Source organism: Caldalkalibacillus salinus, assembly GCF_016745835.1.
Lineage (GTDB): Bacteria > Bacillota > Bacilli > Caldalkalibacillales > JCM-10596 > Caldalkalibacillus_A > Caldalkalibacillus_A salinus.
Window position 1 is genome coordinate 1 of sequence record NZ_JAERVL010000021.1, and the last position, 21,996, is coordinate 21,996.

Genomic DNA, 21,996 nt, shown 5'->3' on the forward strand with positions numbered 1-21,996 from the left:
ACGTTGCGCTATTAGCTGATTAAACTTAATTCGTGTTTCTTGTTGTTGGAACAACCGCGCTTTTCGCGGCGACAAAAACCATCTTAACATGCAGGTTAATGTCTGTCAACAACTTTTTTATATTGTTTAATTTGCTATATTTGTGTGCCGCAACAATGCTCTCTCGCGGCGACAAGTAATAATATAACACACGGACATAAAACGCGCAACCCTAAACTATAAAAAAATCAATTCGTATCTTACATCTCATAAAGGAGGGTAGCAATTGGCCTAAATCATATCGATTAATGTTGGGTTTTCTTTTTTATACTATAGAATACTTTGTTGCTATTATTGTTGTCTTCGTGATCGATACACTCGCTCACTTATTAGCCACACCCTCAGCTATAAAAAAACAGCACTCACAGGAGCGAACCTGTGGTGCTGGGTGATCATACACTCGCTCACCTTATTAGCCACACCCTCAGCTATAAAAAAACAGCACTCACAGGAGCGAACCTGTGGTGCTGGGCAATCGATTACTTACATCAGTGAGTGCATACTCTTGTAGTTCTGTTCCTTATTCCACTAGCCATATAAAGTAAGCAATGAAAACGAAGAACAGTACATACATAATAGGATGAACTTGACGGTATTCTCCTTTAAAGACCTTCATCAATGGATAAAGAACGAACCCTAGTGCAATTCCATTTGCGATGCTGTAGGTTAAAGGCATTGTAATCACAGTGACAAACGCAGGTATCGCGTACTCTAACTTCTGCCATAAAATCGAAGATAAAGAACCCGCCATCAGTACACCTACAATGATAAGAGCAGGTGCAGTTACTTCAGAAGTGAAGACACCTAATAATGGAGAGAAAAACATTGATATTAAAAACAATGCTGCCACAACGACTGATGTGAAGCCTGTTCTTCCCCCAACGGCTACACCTGCAGAAGACTCTACATATGACGTAGTGGTTGAAGTCCCTAATAAAGAACCTGTAATGGTGGCTATAGAATCTGAACTTAACGCTTTATTAGCTCTTGGCAATTTGCCGTCTTTCAGTAGGCCCGCTTGATTTGCTACAGCTATCAAGGTCCCAGCTGTGTCGAAGAAATCTACAAATAAAAATGTGAAGACTACAATAAGCAGTTGGGTTGTTAAGACTTCGGGATTGTTTAATGGATAGGTGATCGCTTGCATAAAAGTAGGCTCTAGACTAGGGATAGCTGAAACAACTTTTTGAGGTGGGTCAATTAAGCCTACAACCACACCCGCTACAGCGGTAGCGACCATACCGTAGAAAATACCACCTTTAAACCCTCTAATCATAAATAGTGCTGAAACAAGTACACCAAAAACAGATAAAAGAGTGAGAGGGTCTGTCAAGTGTCCCATTCCCACAATAGTAGCTGGATTGCTGATAACGATCCCTGCATTTTGTAGACCGATGAAAGCTATGAACAATCCTATCCCAGCACCGGCTGCCAGCTTCAGTTGTGTTGGAATCGCGTTAATAATCGTTTCTCGAATCTTTGTTATCGTTAAGAAGAAGAATATGATACCTGAAATCATGACACCAAATAGTGCGACTTGCCAGGGAATATCCATAACGATGACAACTGAAAACGTAAAAAAGGCGTTGAGTCCCATACCTGGCGCTAATGCTATCGGGTACTTGGCCCATAGACCCATGATCAAACAACCAATCGCAGCTGAAAGACCAGTCGCAACAAATACTGCATCTGCATTCATTCCTGCTTCACTTAGTACATCGGGATTAACAAATAGGATGTATGCCATAGCGAGAAACGTCGTAACCCCCGCCATCGATTCTTGTTTGTAACTCGTACCATGTTGCTCGAAGTCAAAATACCGTTTCATGTCTTTTTCCCCCTTTTCCCCTTACTATTAATTAACCATTAAAAAAAGCCTAGGCACTTATCTACCTAGACTGATTGATTACCGAAATTTGCTATATGACTAAACAAAAGATAACACCATGTACAAAATGCGCTTGTTCATTCTTTTTAGGTAACATTCCACTGAAGTGAGATAAATCATCGTGCTCAGATGTCATTATCACTCCTCAGTAAATCGCAAGCCTTAAGAATGTAAACCTATTGAAACATGGGTTATACTTGTGCGTAGTCAAGCAATTCACGGTTGCCTGGTAGAAACTTTTGGGCCATATCCCCAAAAATATACGACAAGTGACCTATTTACTTTTTGTGATTAAATATATTTGCTACATTTCTTAGTTTAATCCTCACTTCGACATATGTCAACAAAAATACGAATGATGGAGCTAGATATTAGCCCAAACATTCGTATTTTTTGAATACTTAATGATTCGATATTCTTATTTGATACTATTATTATTACATTATTTAATCAGGTGCTACTCCCATTCAATTGTTGATGGTGGCTTTGAAGTGATATCATAAACAACCCTGTTAACACCTGTTACTTCGTTGCATATTCTTGTAGAAATTTTTTCTAGTACATCATAAGGAATTCGTGCCCAGTCTGCTGTCATACCATCCACGGAAGTCACTGCACGTATACCAATCGTATAATCATAGGTTCGAGCATCCCCCATGACGCCAACAGAACGCATGTCAGGCAATGCCGTGAAGTACTGCCAAATCTCCTGATCTAATCCTGCATTCTTAATTTCCTCGCGTAAGATGTGATCGGATTCGCGCACGATCTCTAGTTTTTCTTCTGTGATTTCACCGATGACACGAATGCCGAGTCCTGGTCCAGGGAACGGCTGACGCCATACGATCTCCTTTGGAAGTCCTAATTCCTCCCCTAGTCTCCGCACCTCATCCTTGAACAAGGTATTCAGGGGTTCAATCAGGTCCATTTTCATGTGTTCGGGAAGGCCACCGACATTATGATGCGATTTTATCGTCTGAGCAGTATCTGTCCCGCTTTCGATAATATCTGTGTAAAGTGTCCCTTGTGCCAAGAAATCCATATTTTCCAGTTTGGTTGACTCTTCTTCAAAAACGTAAATAAACTCGTTACCAATGATCTTTCTTTTTTGCTCTGGGTCAGAGACCCCTTCGAGTTTTGATAAAAAGCGCTCCTTAGCGTCTATTTTGAGGAGATTCATTTCGAACTTTTGTCCGAACGTCTCCATGACACTGTCGGCTTCACCTTTGCGGAGTAGTCCATGGTCGACAAACATACAGGTCAACTGGTCTCCAATGGCACGATGTATAAGCGCAGCTACTACGGAAGAGTCCACACCTCCACTTAGAGCGCAAAGGACCTTTTTATCTCCCACAGCCTCTCGAATGGTCTCAACAGCTTGGTCGATAAAAGCATCCATCGTCCAGTTGCCGTCACAATGACAAATCCCATAAATAAAGTTGCGTAGCATTTCATTTCCATATTGAGAATGTCTCACTTCGGGATGAAATTGTACAGCATATAATTGGCGACTTTCATCACTCATTGCTGCTATTGGACATGATGGATTGGTGGCGTCGACACCAAATCCTTCTGGAGGTTCAATAACAAGATCTCCGTGGCTCATCCATACTGATTGTTCTGCGTCTAAACCGTCATAAAGCTTGTTATGCCGTTCAATTTGAATCAAGGCTTTTCCGTACTCTCTTAAAGTTGCCGCTTCAACTTTGCCTTTGAAGTGGTGGGTCATGAGCTGCATACCGTAACATATCCCTAATATGGGGATACCAAGGTCGAATATGCGTTCATCACATTTCGGAGACCCCTCTTCATAAACACTGTTCGGCCCTCCTGAAAAGATGATCCCTTTAGGGTTGAGTTCTTTGATCTTGTCCACACTAACATGATGTGGTAGTAATTCACTATATACCCCTAGGTCACGGATTCGGCGGGCAATAAGTTGATTGTATTGTCCTCCAAAGTCTAGGACAACAATGATCTCATCTGGTCTCTCCACTACGACTCCTCCTTTTGTAGCACTGTGCACTTATCCTTGTCATAACAGTATTATTACCAAAAGAAAAACTAGGACTCCCAAAGGGAAGGGATCCCAGCTTAAGCGCCGTTTATGCTATTGTCGACTTATAGTTTGGATTTATCATACCAATGTGCCTATAAAAGGTCAAGAAGCACTCTAACGATCTTATTTACGTTTATAACTCTGGCCTTATTTAGGTATTTCTTTTGATACTATCTTATAAAACGGTTTTTTTAACTTCGGTGTTTCTTTATACAACTGAGTTTCTTTAACAAATGGGTTACTCTTATACAACTAAGACCCTTTATACAACTATGTTCCTTTATATAAATTTGCTATGCATTTTACAGATTAAGCTTTTTCATAATGGTCTTCCATACTCTCAGTGCCTGATCATTATGCTTTGCTGTCATTTGTTCTTTTTTATTATACCTTAGTTCTTCAAATATCTGTGTGAAAGTTCTCCATTCCTCTTGATGGGCAGCCTGCTCCAACCTGGAAATGTATTCGCGAACTGTTTCTGATGGCTCTCTCTTACTAACAAATCGTCCAAGGAGACGTACAAGCCATTCGTAGATAATATATAAAGCCTTCTCTGGATTCGCTCGTTTGTATTTCGCTAAAGCCCAAGCGAGTAAGAGTCTCTTCCTAAAGATATACATGGTCACTGTAACCAAGAGGACAAAGGTACCGAATAGGATCAAGCCCCACACTGGCGTCAATGTGAGTGTGGTGTCTGTTTTATCTGTTGCACCGGTCTCCTCCTCTTGTTCGGGTGCATTTTCTTCATCTGTTAAATCCTGTTCAGGTATGTCAGGCGTCACATCCTGCTCGTCGATTCCGTCAGCATGACCGTCATAATCATAATCAAAGCTAGTCAGGTTGTAAAAAGAACGCGTCGGTTCGAATGGGACCCAGCCTACACCTGGAAAGAAGACCTCAACCCAGGAATGCGCATTTTTGTTACGAACTTCTGTGACTATTTCACCATCAATGTTTTCCACAACCTCTCCGAAAGTAAAACCTTTTACCCACCTGGCTGGGATATCTAAGGTGCGTAGCATGACCACCATGGCCGTGGAAAAGTTATCGCAGTACCCTTTTTTCGTTTCGAATAGAAACTGATCGACGTAGTCTTGATCATCACCAGGAATGGCCGTTTGTTCAACGTTGTACTCAAATTCGCCATAGCGAAGAAAACGTTCAATCTGTTTTACAATTTCATAATCTGTATCAGCCCTGGAGGCCCGCTCTTGCGCCAACTCATATACACGTTCTGGTAGTGTGTCGGGTAACTGTGTGTACATGTCCTTGATATGTTCTGGTGTATCGCTAAAACGTGTATTTTGTAAGGCTGTGATTGAAAACGATGGATAGGCACTGTCTATCATATAACGGTCTAAGGACTGTGGTTGACCTGCTTCATCCTTAGCCTGTAATTTTCCTGATGTAGTCCCCTCCATTTGTGCGACACCTGGCGTGTAGATTCTTTCGGGTTGTCCTTGGTAGAAGACGTTAGGATATGTCGCATCTGGCTCGAATTGCAGGCGAATATTGATCTCTTCGTAAGGACTACTCTGATCCTCGAAAAGCCGAAAAGGGAGGTCCGAAAAAATCGTACTGCTCTCGGAGTGCTCAGCGTACAGAGGCCATTCCTCAGGACCTTCCTGAATCCAACCTTTACCGGTGTAAACATTCTTGGATTCCCCACGCCAGTAGCCTACCTCTTGGGTTTCAGCGGTGAACACGAGTCCCTCATCCATAATGAAGGGGCCCCCAAGCTGCTCATCATTTGAACCGTAGCCAATCCTCTGTACCGTGCCACCTCTGGCGTATTCAGAATATCCTTCTAAAAAGCTGACAGGGTCCGGCCAGCTCGGTTCTGCCTTTGGTAATAAATAAGCGATAGACGTCAAAACTAATACGGACCCTAAACTCGCGACTAACCAGATGAATGCAATCCTTTTTAACTGGCTGGTATCCTGTTGTTTGAAGGCACTGTTTTCTATTGACGATGCTCTGAATGTCTGTCGAATATGGTTTAACGCCAATAATCCGAAACCTAAAAATAGTGTCCGCATCATAGGCATATTTGACTCATATGGAGAAAAGGCGTCGATGACACCTAGAAAGGTCACCGTTAAGACCACAAACAGAAGTACTTTCCCTTTTTCAAACAGTAAGGTATAAAGATATGAAGCAGCCGTCCACAGAAAGACAAAGAAAAACAACGTCTTCACTAGCCAGCTGTGGTCTGCAAAGTTTAACTGTATGACTTGTTGTAATGAATGGACTAGCTCAGCTAACATGAAGGTCAACCACTCTGAGTCTAATAATGGACCAAAAAAATATAACGAATGGACGAAATATAGGATTAATACGACGTTTAAGGCGCCTTTCATCCAAATTGGAAGATTCAGCCATATCTGTAGAATGGCAAAAGCAAAGAACAGGATAAAGGGCTGTATCGTATAGGTTTCCGTTAAGACCATCATTGGTCTAAACCATTCCCATACCAGTAAAATCAGGATTCCTATGATGGCCATTGTTACGACGGGAAGTAACGGCTGCTTTTCATCTTGAGGTTGTTTATCTAAAGATTGATTAGCTAGAGATTGATTAGCTTGGCGTTGACTAGGCTGTGACATGCTGTTCACCTCCTGTCAGGACCTGGGAAAAGTGATCGTCTCGGACTAGATAGTATGACACCTGTGCTTGGTCTAATTGTGCTAAGCATTGTTTTTCCTCTTGTGTGAGGTCTCTATTGGACGTCATCCAGAAATATTCAACTTTAATTTTACGATAACTTAAGTCGCCTATCAGTGCTGCAGCTTTCTTTGTTAATTGAGGTGAGACAATGACCACGGTCGTCCCGACAGGTAAGTACGGGACCTCTCGTAGTATCGTTTTTGTTAAAGCGAAGGTCGAGTCCGACCTCACACGCGCAAGATGTTCAAATATACGGTAAAGCTGTTCCTGATCCTTGGCTTGGGGTATGACCTTGGCCTCTTGACCATAGGATACAAGCCCTGCTGAAAAGCTTTGTTTGAGGGCATACTTGGTCAATGTCGCTATAAGAGATACGGCTCTCTCAAACGCCTCTGACTCTTGGTATCCCTGAGACTTTCGATCTAAAAAGAACATGAAATCGTTTGTGACCTGATGTTCATATTCTTTTGTCTTTAGTGTGTTCGAACGTGCCGTTGCTTTCCAATGGATACGGGATAGCCGGTCTCCTGGTGCGTAATCTCTCACACCCATGACTAAGCTAACATCCTCGTCTTGACGATTGAGGGTTTGATTGGCACCCGTATTCTTCTCATTAAAGGTACGCCAATAACGCAGGTCTTTAGCCTGTGGGTATACAATCGACTCATCTGTCACTTGCCAGTCCATTTCTTTTTGCACTAAACCAAAAAGGTCGCCCGTTCTCAGTGTGATCTTATGCCACTGATAAACGCCACGTGGAACATCTGGTATATCGTACGTCATTTGACACTCTTTCTTAAAACCTGGAATCAATAGTTTCTTATAAGTGCCCTTCCCCCTGTTCGTAACAGAATGGACCCCATCCTCAACGACAAGGTATATGTAAGGGATACGTATCCGATTTTTAATAGTGATGGTCACCTGAATGGTTTGTTGGGCGGTATAGCGACGTTTTATCCCTATCCGTTCTACTGTCATACCCCGAAAGGCCAACATGTACAACGCAAGTGAGAACAGCAAGATAGGCGCCACTGTATAAAATGTAAACCAACTGACAAAGCCACCTTGGAACTTTGCATATGCATAAGCGCCCATTATACCTAGGATGGCCGTCCAGACGCCATAAGAAGATTTGTTAAACATGTGTTCACACCCTTGTATCTACGATCTCAATATTTTTTACTATGAACTAGCCCTTCACCGGTTCTCTCATCACAGGAACAGTCACGCTCTTGAGCACTTCCTGTAGTACGCGTTTCACTGTGGCACCATTGAGTCTTGCCTCAGACTTTAGTATGACGCGGTGTTCTAATGTATAAGGTGAGAGAAACTTCACATCATCCGGTATAACATAAGTACGACCCCGTATATAAGCGAGAGACTGGGCTGCTTTCAGAAGAGCTAGGGACCCTCTTGGACTTGCACCCAGATAGACATCTTGATGCTCTCGCGTCTTTTGTGTAATTTGGACAATGTAATCTTTAATAGATTCATCGACGTATACGTTTCTTGCCTCCTGTTGTGCTTCAATGAGCTCTTCTTTTGTTAACACAGGCTCCACTCGATCTACAGGATGGCCTTCCTGTACCCTTGATAAAACTTGCACCTCTTCATCTTGAGTGGGGTAGCCCATATTCATTTTTAATAGAAAACGGTCTAGTTGTGCTTCAGGCAATGGGAATGTCCCTTCATATTCGATCGGGTTCTGTGTCGCCATAACTAGAAACGGTTGAGGTAACTGTTTTGTTTCACCATCGACCGTAATATTGCTTTCTTCCATCGCTTCTAGTAAAGCAGACTGCGTCTTAGGTGATGTCCGATTAATTTCGTCGGCTAAGACAATATTGCCGAATATGGGCCCTTTTCTAAACTCAAAAAGCATCTCTTTTTGGTTGTAAATAGACACACCTGTCACGTCTGAAGGAAGGAGATCGGGTGTGAATTGAATCCGCTTGAAGGAACAACCTAAAGATTTGGCTAGCGATCTTACTAGGACCGTCTTACCCACGCCAGGCACATCTTCTAGTAAAACGTGACCTTTTGAAATAATAGCGATGAGGGTCAGCTCAACCACGTCTTGTTTCCCTACAATAACTTCGTTGACGTTATCCATCACTCGCTTCATTTTGGGATGATATTGATCAATATGATAATGGCTCATTGTGTACCTCCAGAACTGCGTTATTTTTTCTCATTTTCTGTTTATTTTTACTATATCATTTTTACTTTACAAAGGGATGACCTTTTCTTACATGATTGATGATTGTATTGTTAGTTGTTACAGAAAAATTAGCCATTTGGGCCAAGTTCTTATAAAATGAACTTATTAAGGCTAACAATGATAGTGAATCATAAACGATAGTGAATCGTGTAAATCGTTGTGAATTGTTGACCCTCAACTCAGATTGATTTCATTTTATAATATCTTAGATTATACATGTTTTTCCTTATCACCGAAATTATAAACGACAAGCGATACATGAAATTCGTGACATTGGAGAATAGGATTATGGACAAAAAGATGATTGTTTTCATTATTAATCCGGCCGCCGGACACGGAAAAAGCCTACGGGTTTGGGGCAAAGTAAAGTTGGCGTGCGAAAGTCATAATGTTCATTATCGCACTTTTTTTACTAAGCACCCCGGTCATGCAGAGGATATTGCGAAACAAATTGCAGAATTACATAAAGAAAAACTTGAATCTGTCATCGTTGTAGGCGGGGATGGTACTGTACATGAAGTCGTTAACGGTCTGCAACCTCATGCCCAAATACCCGTCGGTTATATCCCTGCTGGTTCTGGTAACGACTTCGCTCGAGGGTTCTCCTTACCCAGTACCCCAAAAGGGGCCATTCAACACCTTTTTCAAACAGCGGGTAAAAGAGGAAAACCGTTGGACATTGGCAGGTTTGCTTTTGAACACCTTGGAGAAAGAAGAAAGTCCCGTCATTTTGTCAATGGTGTCGGTATAGGGTTTGATGGCGAAGTCGCAAAGGCGACTAATCATGCTAGCTATAAGAAGTGGCTTAACATGGTCAAACTAGGTGGGCTAGCATATGCCGTTTCTGCTATGCGTCTGCTCTATCATTATGAACCGACTGATATAGTCATTGAACTTGATGGTGTCAAACAAACGTATGACGACGTGTGGCTCATCGCTGTGACCAATATCCCGTATTACGGTGGAGGTATCAAAATAACGCCTGGTGCAAGAGTGGATGACGGCTTACTTAATGTGTGCATTGTTCATAAGCTAAACAGGTGGAAGCTCCTCCCCATTTTCGGGGCAGCACTGGTGGGACAGCATCATCGCTTCAACGAGGTTAACCTTTTAGAAGGCAGACATGTCAGGATTGAGAGTCTACGTCCGCTCACCGTCCATGCCGATGGCGAAGTGATTGGACAAACACCTCTACACGTTGAAATCCACGAAAAAGGGCAATTAATATATTAAATCGATAAACCGAGTTCCAATTCAATATTGGAAAAGAACCTATCATAACATATACGTATCTAAAGACGTTATGAGGGGGTTAGGGTTATATCCATTATTACTTGTACATATTATATAAAAATCATTTATCGATGATGAAGGGGGACATCTATGTATCGCTGGGGCAAACCTATACTAGGGGGATTATTAAAGTTATACCATCGAATTGAAGTTGTTGGCTCTGAACGCATACCGACATCACCAGGCTATGTACTGGTGGCTAATCACCAAAATTATTTAGATCCATTTCTTGTAGGGGCAGTACTACCTCATCAACCGTTTTTTATGGCTAAGGAAGAAGCTTTCCATCACTGGTTTCTTGGCCCTGTGCTTAGAGGTTTTGAGGCCATACCGGTCAAACGTAAAGAACGTGATATCCAAGCGATTAAACATGGCATACAGGTCCTAAGGGAAGATAAAGTGTTGGGCATTTTTCCTGAGGGCGGGCGTCGCCAACATAAGGATTTTCAAGATCTTAAATTAGGCGCGTGTTATTTTTCCCATAAAACTAGTAAAGCGATTATTCCGATGTATATTGACGGCTCAGAACGTGCCCTTCCTCAAGTTAATGGCCTCCCTAGACCAGCCAAAGTGAAGGTGCTTGTGGCAGAACCCATACATCCTGAAGGTTTTGACAGTCATAGAGAGATGAGCGGCGTTCTCCACGATGCATTGGTTAACTTAAAGGACCAGGCACAATTCTCTTCCTAACATGTGTGATTGTACCACCTCACTGGGATGCATCAGCTCGTATCGCACACCTCCGAGACGGACATTTGACAAGCTTGTCTTGAGTGCCTCACTCAGCAAGCTTTTTTATTTTGTCTGTACATTTGTGGTAGATGTGTCATATAGTTAAAATATGGTATTTATCTTACTCCAAATAATAAGGGGGTGATGAAATGGTGAAAGATATGGATCATGATGAAAGATACTTAAGGGCTAAAAAGAAAGTAGAGAACCTCAAAGGGTTTTACATCCACTCAACCGTGTATATTTTGGTTAATATCATGCTGTTTTTTATTAACTTTTTTACGTTTGAAGGTGAATGGTGGTTTATCTTTCCACTTATGGGCTGGGGTGTCGGCTTGACCGTCCATGGTTTAGTGACCTTCGCCTCTGGCTTCTTTGGCGAGGGCTGGGAAGAACGAAAGATTCAAGAGTACATGGATAAGGATCAATCGGGTAAGTGAGCATTAAACGCGTGATATAGACATGCAGTCGTCTGTAGTCTATAACTTAAAATGAATATATGAAAGTTTAGATGTAAGCGCGAGGTCAGTATGCTAAATATTCCTTAGCGCTTTTTTTTATGGCTTACAGGCCAGTAATCAAAATTTTGTTAACGCTTTCATATTGACAAGGACGCCCATTTTCATCTATTCTTTATATAATAAAAAATAATATGTCGTTAAATATACGTGATATGAAAGGAGGGTTTGATATGGACAAACGAACACTTTTTTAGCGTAAATTCCCCAGTAGATTCCCGCAGTTATTTTGATTTTAAATGTCTGAATCTTCTAATTATTGTTAAATAGGAAAGGGGTTGGACGCATGAATAAAAAAGGACAAGAACATCCAGGGTTCAAGTGGGGACCTTTTACAAGTCGGTTGCCAGGTGTACATCTACAGTTAAAACCGAGTCAACATATCCAAGGTGCTCTCATGCTATTAGCCACATGTGGCGCGGTGACACCTCTCGTCATGCAATTTTTTGGCGTCTCGTTCGATATAGCCTGGACAGTCAGTCTTGTGATGCTCTTTTGGGTGATAGCTCAAACGGTTATATTCGGTGACCCTTATGCGGCAGGTGCTATTACAGCCGGTCTCCCCTTAACGATTGTTTTTATGAATACTTTAACACCAGGGGCTGAGGCCATAGAAGGGATGATTGCACTCTTTCTCGTCGTTATATTCCTGTTTCTGTTCTTAGGCATCACGAAGCTTGGTGAAACATTTAATCGTTTTTTTCCTACTGCTATTAAAGCCGGTATTATTATGGGTGCTGCTATTGCAGCCTTTCAATCTGAATTAGACCGACTACCATCTATGCCCATCACGCTGATCTCCGCTTGGGTGATCGTGATGCTTCTGATGTATTCTATTCCATTTGCTAAACTACCTGACTCGAAAGCCAAAGCGATTGCAGGCTCCAACGCACTACTCATCTCATTTGGCGGAGCAGGTCTTATCGGTTGGATCAGCGGTGAACTCACTTTCGAGATGAGTTGGGGGTTCTTCATCCCACCAGTGGCCGAAACGATAGCCACTTTGTCCATATGGGCTGTAGGACTACCTAGCTGGGAAATGATCTTCACTGTGTTACCGATCGGCATCATTATTTATATTCTCGCTTTTAGTGATTTGCTTGTAGCCAATACGTTAATCAAAGACGCCGACCAGGCGAGAAGTGATGAAAAAATAGATATTAACCCTACACGTAGCCACTATATTTTAGCCATTCGAAATCTAGGACAGCTCATGACTGCTGGCCCTCTTTTATGGGTGCACGGGCCCATTTGGACAGGCGTTCAAATCTTTCTAATTGAACGTTACAAAAAGGGACGGACCGTTATGGACTCTATTTATAGCGGACCTATGAATTTTTATCTGTTAGCTATTCCATTAGGGTTACTAATGCCTGTGATTAGTTTTATTACACCCCTGTTTCCTGTAGCCCTGTCTGTTACCCTACTACTCACAGGTTTTGCCTGTGCTTACGTGGCCATGTCTATGGTTAAAACGAATGTCTCTCGTGGCATTGCGCTCACCATTGGGTTTCTAACGGCTACGTATGGCGCAGCTTGGGGGATGGGCATCGGTATCGTATTATACCTTTTCCTTATAGGGGTTAAAGAAGAAAATCAGGCTGCCAAGGATGAAATGAATCTAAAGAACGAAGATCCTGATTCACAGATCAGTGGTTAAGGAGTCGAATGAATGAGGCTTCTGTGAAGATACTTGAAAATTGGGAGGATCAATCATGAATCACGTGGTGAACGACTATTTTAAACGAGATACTTATGCTCAGAAACTGGGGATTACCATTGAAAAAGTGGATAAAGGTTATGCCAAGGGCAGGATGTCTGTGAGTGAGGACATGCTTAATTTTCACGGTACGGCTAATGGGGGTTGTATTTTCTCCCTAGCGGATACGGTATTTGCTTGTGCCAGTAATTCTTATGGTCAAACGGCCGTGGGCATCACTGTGACCATTCATTATTTAGCAGCAGCAAAGGTGGGTGATGAGCTGGTGGCCGTTGCCACAGAAGATAACAAATCTAATAAGCTCGGACTTTATCGCATGGAGATCGTCAACCAGGAGAACACATTGTTGGCCCTTGCAGAAGGGATGGTGTATCGCACGAAGCATCAGTTTTGTGAAAACGAGGCGGATGAAGCATAGTGGTATAGCATAGCATCCCACGCCTAAGACACGTGGGATGCTATTTATTCATTGATGAAGTTAAAATCAATTTACCTTGTGATGCCTTGTAGCCTGTGAATGTATACGATTTGTCCAATATGATATGAAACATGCATAGCCATGTCTGCAAGTACGACCTTAAGTGTTTTTCCGTCATCGTCTGCTGGCTCATCAAAATCGGAATCATCTAAAAGAGCGGCTGTATCCTGTAAATCCTTGAAAACTGAATTAATTTGTTCTATGATTTTCTGCCAAGCCTGCTTGAGTCTAGACAGTCTCGGTATAAATTTCAATAAGTGATTCTCCCTCGAGTTGGATTCTTACGTAATACACAAAAAATGTAACCGCATATTGCACCAACTATAGCAGGTGCTATCCAACCTAAGCCAACTTCATACATAGGAAGAATCGTGGTAAATAGGTTGTTAATTGGAGCAATTGCCATTCCCGCTGCGTTTAGCCCGTCAAATATAGCTACAACGAGAGTTAATAATATACTGCCTTGATAAACTTCCTTTTTACCTTTGAATAATGGATGTAAAAAGGTTAAAGTCATTAAGCAGATCGCTAATGGATAAATCGCCACTAAAACTGGAACTGATATAGCAATTAATTCATTTAGTCCAAAATTAGCTAATCCAGCAGCGAAAACAGAGAAAATAATGACGAGTTTGTTATACGACATACTTGGTAACAATTTAGAGAAATAAGAAGAACAAGACGTGATAAGTCCAATACTTGTCGTTAAACAAGCGCCAGTAACAATCAAGCTAAGTAAAATACTGCCATATGAACCGAAGTAATGGTTCGATACACTCGCAAGAACGGCTCCCCCATTATCTAAAAGACCTAGACTATCTACACTTGAAGCTCCAATGTAAGAAAGAGATGTGTATATGATTCCTAAAAGTGCAGCTGCTATCACGCCAGCTTTCGTAACAGCCATTATTATTTCTTTTTTACTGGAGGCACCCTTTTCTTTTACGGCATTGATAACGATAATGCCAAAAACAAAAGCGGCAAGAACATCCATTGTAAGATATCCCTCTTTGAATCCTTTAAAGAAGGCATTATTCGTGTAATATTCAGCAGGTGCTTGAAATTGCCCAAGAGGATTTAAAAATGCTGTTATAATCATAATAGCAATAAATAGTAATAACATTGGGGTTAAAAATTTTCCGACAATATCAACAATCTTCGAGGACTTTAATGAAAAAAGTACTGTAAGTCCAAAAAAGATCATCGTATATATGAGTAAACCAAGTACAGTGTTTTCCTCTGGTATAAACGGCTTAAACCCGATTTCATATGAAACAGTACCTACCCTTGGGATGGCAAACAAAGGTCCGATTGATAGATAAAGAACAACTGTAAAAATGAGACCGAAACTAGGGTGTACACGGCTTGCTAGTGATTGCACATCGCTTTTTCCTGATATCCCCACTGCGATGATACCGAGTAAAGGTAAACCGACTCCAGTAACGATAAACCCAGCGTTAGCTGCCCAAGTATTTGTTCCTGCTGTTTGACCAAGCATTACAGGGAAAATTAGATTTCCTGCTCCAAAAAATAGGGCGAATAGCATGAAGCCCAAAATGATTAAAAATGAAAATGAAATTTTATTTGACACTACAGTCCCTCCAATTTGTTTGTATGCACTGTACCTAAAAGAAGTTTGCTAGTTTTCCTGTCATAATTGTAAACTATAACCTTTTGTCTATTTCTCTTTGGATTTAATATATGGTACCACCTGTATTTGCATTAGTAAAACAAATTTTAATAATGGAAATAATAAGAACCCCTCATGCAATATGCTTTTGGCCCTTGCAGAAGGGATGGTGTGCGTACGAAGCATCAGTTCTGAGAAAACGAGGCGGATGAAGCATAGAGGTATAAGCATCCCACGTGTAAGGCACGTGGGATGCTATTGATCAAATCAATGTTATAGACTCAGTTGTGTTCAATGAGTTTGGGTCTAGCGGTTCTTGTGTCAGTTACAGGCGTTTATCCGGCTATTCTCCAAAGTAATATTGCGGATAACAATGTTCTCACCGCAAGGGTTTTCGTTGATGGCTGAATTCCGTAATGTAAAATTCTCTAGTGTTATATTAGACGTATTGGCAAACTCCGTACGTGCGGCTATACGAATGTCCCCAGGCCCTTCAACCGTGCCTCCTTCTGTTCCGATTGTGACGTTGTGACAATTCTCAATTAAAATCGCGTTGCTGCCAGTCCCTGAAATGTCCACTCGATTCACGACAGCACCCCCACTCTCAGATACGCAGAAGATGCCACGCCCTCCTCCACGTGCCTTCACTTCATCTACATAAATATTAGTAGAATATTCACTATCTATCTGACCGTTTCTGTTGGCCATACGGAACGCAGCGTAACCCGTACCCGTACCGGTCCCTTCACCGTCAACGAGACCGACTGTGGCATTAATGGTATCATTCAGGAGCAACCCTGAGTAACCGGTGTCCCTCGCAATGACCGTCCCAATACTAATGCCGTCGACACCATAGGTTTCCACACCATGATTGCTCGTGCCGGACACATAGACATGATCTAGACGGACATTGCGTACCCCGTAGACATCATCATTATCCCGGCTATCGATGCGTATACCGTGTCCGCCAGATAGATTAAGGTTCAATTGACCGAGATGAATATCCTCAGACGTACGTACAAAAACGCCAAAAGTGGGATGTCCTGTAACGTTCAAATGCGGCACAGACACATTTTTAGCATACATAATACGAACGGCAGCATCCATATTAGAATGACCATGTGACTCAACATGAATTGTTCCACAAACCTCTAAGGCCGTGTGGCTCGGTAAGTCTAGCGATGCGTTTGACGGAATCGTCCCTGAGTCGCGAACAACCACGCTTTCTTGTGACGTACGCCCCCATGTTAGGCTATCAACGGCTGACCTCATCGCTTCAAGCATGTCATCTCCAGTATAGACAACCTGATAACCATTACGGGCTTCCCATGTATTCCCGTTCTTAAACACTTCCGCATGATAAGACCCCGTCCCGCAAGCATTGGCTGGTTCCGCTGTTTTGCTCGATTGTTCATTTTTCTCTATTTCCCCGCTTCCAACATCAACGTTTATGGGACTACTCTCTGCCGACGTGTTATCTGTTGACTCTGATGCGGCAGAGACGTAAGGCATTAACACCAAAAGTAAGGCGATAACACTAATCAGCCGAATGATTTGTCTTATTTTAACCATTTTAAGCAATGCATATCTCCTCCGTTCATCCATAGTTATTAGGTTAAGTTACCCTAAGGTGCTATTGATGTAACGATGCCTCCTCCCTGTATTTTAAATTTTCTGATATTATTAAATATACCATAAAATGGTACTTATTCAAACAATAACAAACTGTTTGGAACAATTTAGGAAGGATTTGATAATGTTAAGGGTTCTTAACAAGTGATTAAAAGAAAAAGAGCCCTTTCAATTATCAATAAAAGAAAGGCCTCTATCGTAACATTGTTAAACATTGAATGGAAACAGGGCTGTTCTCTGAACCACTACTAAATGAATCATACTATGTTATTTTAAAAAATAAAAAGAGGCTTCCCTAAAGTTCAAAGAACTCATGAAAAGCCTCTATTTTTACTGTTTAAATTATGGTCAAAATGTGGTCAAAACGACCACTTCGTTACACAAAACTGCTTAACGGTAGGGATGGTAAGGTCGGCCTACATCATGCCGCCCGTAAGATGAAAGTGTGTAGTGTAATATCTTTATCGATGTGTGCGAAAAGAGGCATATCAAGTTTTTGTTATTTTGTTCCTGTAAAACCTTTAATGTTATTTTACCGTTTTTATGAGATAATGAAAAAGCCTAATTCTCCTTATTTTTACCTAGAATTAGGCTTATGGTCTTCCTCGCAATCGCACCTGAAATACGGAATATCATTTTCTATTGAATAGTATCGTTCTACTATGCAGCAAATGACTCTGATATTTTTTCGTCTTTCTAATTCAACATAAGCCTCCTACTGTTAAATAATCGATTATCGGATGGTGTGCAATTCTTAATAACTTCCTTGTTGAACTTGAACTAAGAAGTTTAAATCGGTTTCACCTCAATAACGAAAGAACACCGCTAGAAATGCGGTGTTCGTTAGAACGGTTTCTATTAAATGTTTGATACCGTTGATAGATAATCGGCCAATTGATCGAATGTTCCTGCAAATCCCTGTTGAACCATCTCTTGTGATTGCTCGAGAGTCTTGACTTCCTCCTCCGTAGGGGAAACCGGAGCTGCAACCATCGTAAGTGTTGTTTTGCCCTCGTTCTCGTTGAATGTCAAAGTATTCAGAATTTCTAATGGCCAGTTTTCGTTAAAGGGAGCACGTATGGTATTACCTTCCTCGTCAGAAAAGGAATTGGTGTAAACAAGTTTTTCTGGAGCATTAATCTCACGGTAAACAAATTTTCCCCACATAACGTTGCCATCCTGTGACTTCTGGCTGTAATGGAAGACACCATCCGGGTGGACTTCTAATTTAGTAATATCCAGTGTCCATCCTTTTGGACCCCACCAGTTCAAAAGATGTTCTTTTTCGGTAAAAGCTTTAAACACAAGATCTCGTGGCGCATTGAATGTACGAGTGATTTCGATTTTCGCAGACATTTTAATTCCTCCAATAAATAATTTTTTTTTCATAAGATCAAATGACTCCTTAATGAAGTCGTTTTTGAGAGAATAGAATGTTTTCTGTCACTCATGTATGCTTACACTTATTTTAATTTCTCTTCATTCTTTTGTAACTCTTGCAAATAACGATCCAAGCGGTCGAAATTTTCTTCCCACATTTCACGGTATTGTTCCAACCAAGAATTTAATTCTTTGAAAGGCTCTGACCGTAATTTGTATATGCGGCGATTCGCTTCAGCATAAAATTCCACTATTCCTGCATCATATAGAACGCGTAGATGTTTTGACGCTTGTGGCTGTCGTATCTGAAGCCGATCCGCGATTTCCCCCACGGTGAGAGGACTGTCACGAAGCAATTCAACAATGTGTAGTCTATTGGGTTCGGCAAGGGCGCTCAATATTTTTGTGTTCATAATTTCATATTAACACCATCCTTGATTATTTATGTATTTATTTCTTAATTATAATATACCATAACAGGAATATTCCTTTAAAGGAATATTTATTATTTTTTACAGCTATTTTTCGTTAAGTCTGTAATACATAATCTTTTGATTTAAATACCAAATAAAAAGATCGACTGCATTGTCGATCACCTAAAGTATATTTTCAGATAACTTTTTGAATATGCCTGCGAGAGCTCTCGTCTATCACAGGCAATGTTCTACCAGTGTACCGCTAACTATTCAGCAGCAGCGTAGTGCAGCAGCACGTTGCCTGAAGCAAAGCTCTTGGATTGAAGCAGCGTAAGCCCGATTTGTTTAACCTCTTTGAAAAGTGGCTTTCCTTCACTCGCAATGACCGGTGTTAGGATGAACACATACTCGTCTATCAAGCCGGCATTAGTAAGTTGCTGCACGACGGTGCCGCTACCCAAGATGAGAATGTCAGATCCTTCTTCTTCCTTCAGCTTCTTTACAACTTCAGTGATATCTCCACTATAAAATTCAGTGTTCTCCCAGTCGGACATCTTCAGCGTTTCCGAAAAGACAATTTTCCTCATGTCGGTCAGCTCATGCGCCAACACCTTCATTTCTTCGGGGGCGTTCGGGTCGCGTAGAACGGGCGGCCATGAAGCCTCGAACAACTCAAAAGTAGCCTTGCCTGCTATGAGCGTATCTGCCTTCACCATCTCGTGAGTCGTTTTATCAACGTCGTTGTCTGGGACGAACCAGTCCATCCCTCCAGTCATGTCGTTGAGACTAGCAAAATAGCCATCAATAGAAACTCGGTTAATCATTTTGACTTTACGCATTGTAATGCTCCTTCCTTTATATTGTACATTCCCATTATAATTGGAAAGAGTGATATAAAATTGTACAAAGCCGTCATTTTTGCTATAAATACGATGACCCGGCCTCATCGGTATGGAATTCACTAACTTTATTCGCAATGCTTTTGGGCGTAACCCAGGAAAATGCTTTGATGTCGCGGATAAAATGCGATTGATCGTAATAGTTAAGCGCGTAAGCGATATCCGAAAATCGTTCGTACTTCCCCGTACTCATCATCTTCAGTGCTTCATTCACACGCTTTACTCGAATGTACAGCTGGGGTGGCATGCCAACGACTCGGGCAAAACGCTTCTGGAATTGACGCTCCGAAATATGAAATGCCGACAATAATTTTTTTACTGTAACCGTTGAAATGTGCAAACGAATATAATCCAGCGTCTGCTCGATGAGTTCATCTCTTTTATTCGTTTGCTCCAGCTTTGTGATAAGGAATTCACCAAGCATAGTAATTCGTTCAGCATTTGTTTTGGTGGCTATAAGATGCTTCTCTAGCTTTTTTGCACCAATTTGGTCGGGCATTAGAAAGCCTTGGTTGAGCGAGGATGCATCCATACCAAACAACGTATAGAGTGCGTGAGACTTGAAGACCACTTGTATTGTCGTGTAAGGCTTGTTTCTGAAGTGCATGACACTCGGCTCCGAACCTTGTCCATGTAGAAACAATATTGGAATATTCGAAATTTGTGCCGAGCGTGTCGCAATACTTTCTATAGCAGCTGAAACATCGGTGGAAAGTTGGAACACAATACCAGGAAGGCCATTCGGACATACCTTAACATCCAATGCTTCACTGCCCGTATGCGTGGCAATCCGAAGGCACTCAATATCGCGTCTTAATTCCTTTGGTGGCGGCAAGACTGTAAAGTTTATGGTTCTCATAACCCGCTAAAACCTCCGGCTAAAGGTAGTTGCTGATTCCTATGGATACTGGTTGATACATGTTACATACCTCCAGATGCACGTTATTGTATGCTCTACTCATGATATCCTTGCCTATGAATTCAACGATACATAGGGGGATTATAATTCAGCAAGCCCCAAACGCAAGGTGTAATATGGTTGTAGATCAATGTTGATTATGGCGACAAACCTCTCATCTTTATCCACCCAACATCATTATCAATCGATTTATTATGTTTTAAAGATTCTCAAAATAAGTTCTACATCAGGTGTTGGAATTATTTTATTACCTTGAAGCTGTTGCATTGCAATCCCTTGAATTACCGCAAAGTATAAAGCAGCTAATTTAACTGGATCTTTATGTACAATTTCTGCTGATTTTTGACCAGCTTTAATAATCGGTAAAATTCCTTCTAATGCATTGGGTGATTTGTCATTAATTATTGATTTAATTTGTTCAGGTACTGCATCAGAAGTAAAAGCTTGGATAGTTATAAGGTTGTAGTAAGCACCGTCTTCTGACATTTCCTTTGAAATCTTTTCGGTCATCCATTTTATTTTTCCTAACGGTGATAATTTTTGTTGTGAGGCATAATCTACAACCATTTTTGATCCTTCTAATGCCCTTTCAACGAGCGTCGAAAAGATTTCATCTTTAGAACTAAAATAATGATAAACCAAACCATGGCTTAAACCAGCTTCTGATTTAATATCACTTATTTTAGTAGCAGCAAACCCACGTTTGGCAAAAACCTTAAGAGCAGACTGCAAAATCTGTTCTCTACGTTCATCTCTTAATTGTTTATTTTGTTCTTCGTTTCTTGGAGACATAATAAAACCCTTTCAACTATTATTATTCTATTGGTTGGTAATCATTTAGTTGACCATCACGGATAAAGACAACACGACTTGCCCTTTCGGAAAGTTCGGGATCATGAGTGACCATTAAAATTGTGTGTCCGTCAGCATGTAGTTTTTCAAGCAGATCTAAAATGAGTTTCCCGTTTTCACTGTCAAGATTTCCGGTCGGCTCATCTGCCAAAATGAGATCCGGATAATTAGCTAATGCTCTTGCAATGGAGACTCTTTGCCGTTGTCCGCCCGATAGTTTAGAAGGCATGTGTTCCAATCGGTCCAATAAATTGACTTTTCCCAGAAGTTGCTTTGCTTTCTCATTCGCTTCTTTTCGACTGATTCCTGCAAGCTTCATCGGTAGTGCCACATTTTCTATTGCAGATAAGGAAGAGATCAGATTAAACGTTTGAAAAATGAAGCCTATACGTCTTAATCGTAAGTCAGTCTCTTGTTTTGAATTCAGTTTACTATAGTCCTCCCCTTTAAAGATGATTTCACCCTCGGTTGGTGAATCCATGGCTCCAATAAGGTGCAACAAGCTTGATTTTCCGCTTCCGGACGGACCCATTAAGGCAATGAATTCTCCTTCTTTTATATTTAAATCAATGCCTCGAACAGCATGAACGGCAGTGTCCCCATGACCATAAGTTTTCCATAAGTTTTTAACATTTATAATCACGATGCATATC

The 21,996-nt window shown here is 41.3% G+C and carries 19 protein-coding genes and 1 riboswitch; of the genes, 5 read left to right on the forward strand and 14 right to left on the reverse strand.

The annotated features are described in order from the left end of the window. Positions 1-559 precede the first annotated feature (559 nt). The 5 genes from JKM87_RS12820 to JKM87_RS12840 all read right to left on the reverse strand — a co-directional run bounded on the left by JKM87_RS12820 (position 560) and on the right by JKM87_RS12840 (position 8,814). A complete protein-coding gene (locus JKM87_RS12820) occupies positions 560-1,867 on the reverse strand; it encodes an NCS2 family permease (RefSeq protein WP_202080777.1) in 1,308 nt (435 codons plus the stop codon). A gap of 243 nt (positions 1,868-2,110) precedes the next feature. Next, positions 2,111-2,213: riboswitch (purine riboswitch) on the reverse strand. Between the two features lie 171 nt (positions 2,214-2,384). Beyond that, on the reverse strand, positions 2,385-3,923 hold the full coding sequence (gene guaA / locus JKM87_RS12825) for a glutamine-hydrolyzing GMP synthase (RefSeq protein ID WP_202080778.1): 1,539 nt from the start codon (positions 3,921-3,923) through the stop codon (positions 2,385-2,387). A 365-nt stretch (positions 3,924-4,288) separates the two neighbouring features. After that, positions 4,289-6,592, reverse strand: a complete 2,304-nt coding sequence (locus JKM87_RS12830) for a DUF4129 domain-containing transglutaminase family protein (RefSeq protein WP_202080779.1) — start codon at positions 6,590-6,592, stop codon at positions 4,289-4,291. Beyond that, positions 6,579-7,796 carry a DUF58 domain-containing protein gene (locus tag JKM87_RS12835; RefSeq protein WP_202080780.1) on the reverse strand — a complete coding sequence of 406 codons (1,218 nt, stop codon included), beginning with the start codon at positions 7,794-7,796 and terminating at the stop codon, positions 6,579-6,581. The genes JKM87_RS12830 and JKM87_RS12835 overlap by 14 nt, the downstream gene beginning before the upstream one ends. Positions 7,797-7,842: 46 nt before the next feature. Further along, on the reverse strand, positions 7,843-8,814 hold the full coding sequence (locus JKM87_RS12840) for an AAA family ATPase (protein WP_202080781.1): 972 nt from the start codon (positions 8,812-8,814) through the stop codon (positions 7,843-7,845). 348 nt (positions 8,815-9,162) lie between these two features. Between JKM87_RS12840 and JKM87_RS12845 the strand changes: the two genes are divergently transcribed. From JKM87_RS12845 to paaI, 5 genes are all read left to right on the forward strand, one after another. Then, positions 9,163-10,107, forward strand: a complete 945-nt coding sequence (locus JKM87_RS12845; RefSeq protein WP_202080782.1) for a diacylglycerol/lipid kinase family protein — start codon at positions 9,163-9,165, stop codon at positions 10,105-10,107. Between the two features lie 150 nt (positions 10,108-10,257). Beyond that, entirely contained in the window at positions 10,258-10,857 is a 600-nt protein-coding gene (locus JKM87_RS12850) for a lysophospholipid acyltransferase family protein (protein WP_202080783.1), read from the forward strand. Between the two features lie 203 nt (positions 10,858-11,060). Continuing rightward, complete coding sequence (locus tag JKM87_RS12855) at positions 11,061-11,339, forward strand: 2TM domain-containing protein (protein WP_202080842.1); 279 nt, start codon at positions 11,061-11,063, stop codon at positions 11,337-11,339. A 364-nt stretch (positions 11,340-11,703) separates the two neighbouring features. Further along, on the forward strand, positions 11,704-13,077 hold the full coding sequence (locus JKM87_RS12860) for a hypothetical protein (protein ID WP_236838816.1): 1,374 nt from the start codon (positions 11,704-11,706) through the stop codon (positions 13,075-13,077). Between the two features lie 55 nt (positions 13,078-13,132). Then, on the forward strand, positions 13,133-13,555 hold the full coding sequence (paaI, locus tag JKM87_RS12865) for a hydroxyphenylacetyl-CoA thioesterase PaaI (RefSeq protein ID WP_202080784.1): 423 nt from the start codon (positions 13,133-13,135) through the stop codon (positions 13,553-13,555). A gap of 71 nt (positions 13,556-13,626) precedes the next feature. On the opposite strand, the gene JKM87_RS12870 is transcribed toward paaI, so the two are convergent. From JKM87_RS12870 to JKM87_RS12910, 9 genes are all read right to left on the reverse strand, one after another. After that, positions 13,627-13,869, reverse strand: a complete 243-nt coding sequence (locus tag JKM87_RS12870) for a DinB family protein (RefSeq protein WP_202080785.1) — start codon at positions 13,867-13,869, stop codon at positions 13,627-13,629. After that, positions 13,866-15,206 (reverse strand): branched-chain amino acid transport system II carrier protein, encoded by a 1,341-nt coding sequence (gene brnQ, locus JKM87_RS12875; RefSeq protein WP_202080786.1) that lies wholly within the window; start codon positions 15,204-15,206, stop codon positions 13,866-13,868. The genes JKM87_RS12870 and brnQ overlap by 4 nt, the downstream gene beginning before the upstream one ends. A gap of 360 nt (positions 15,207-15,566) precedes the next feature. Beyond that, the gene (locus JKM87_RS12880; protein ID WP_202080787.1) at positions 15,567-16,826 is read right to left on the reverse strand and encodes a glycoside hydrolase family protein; all 1,260 of its coding nucleotides are present in this window, start codon (positions 16,824-16,826) and stop codon (positions 15,567-15,569) included. A 909-nt stretch (positions 16,827-17,735) separates the two neighbouring features. Continuing rightward, positions 17,736-18,266 (reverse strand): SRPBCC domain-containing protein, encoded by a 531-nt coding sequence (locus JKM87_RS12885; RefSeq protein WP_236838817.1) that lies wholly within the window; start codon positions 18,264-18,266, stop codon positions 17,736-17,738. Positions 18,267-18,340: 74 nt separating this feature from the next. Beyond that, complete coding sequence (locus tag JKM87_RS12890) at positions 18,341-18,670, reverse strand: ArsR/SmtB family transcription factor (protein ID WP_202080788.1); 330 nt, start codon at positions 18,668-18,670, stop codon at positions 18,341-18,343. Between the two features lie 269 nt (positions 18,671-18,939). Beyond that, positions 18,940-19,512: a dihydrofolate reductase family protein gene (locus tag JKM87_RS12895; protein ID WP_202080789.1), complete on the reverse strand. Its 573-nt coding sequence runs from the start codon at positions 19,510-19,512 to the stop codon at positions 18,940-18,942. A gap of 82 nt (positions 19,513-19,594) precedes the next feature. Then, positions 19,595-20,431 (reverse strand): helix-turn-helix domain-containing protein, encoded by an 837-nt coding sequence (locus JKM87_RS12900; protein ID WP_202080790.1) that lies wholly within the window; start codon positions 20,429-20,431, stop codon positions 19,595-19,597. A 252-nt stretch (positions 20,432-20,683) separates the two neighbouring features. After that, positions 20,684-21,283 carry a TetR/AcrR family transcriptional regulator gene (locus tag JKM87_RS12905; RefSeq protein WP_202080791.1) on the reverse strand — a complete coding sequence of 200 codons (600 nt, stop codon included), beginning with the start codon at positions 21,281-21,283 and terminating at the stop codon, positions 20,684-20,686. Between the two features lie 22 nt (positions 21,284-21,305). Next, the gene (locus tag JKM87_RS12910) at positions 21,306-21,986 is read right to left on the reverse strand and encodes an ABC transporter ATP-binding protein (RefSeq protein ID WP_336885177.1); all 681 of its coding nucleotides are present in this window, start codon (positions 21,984-21,986) and stop codon (positions 21,306-21,308) included. Positions 21,987-21,996: the final 10 nt, after the last annotated feature.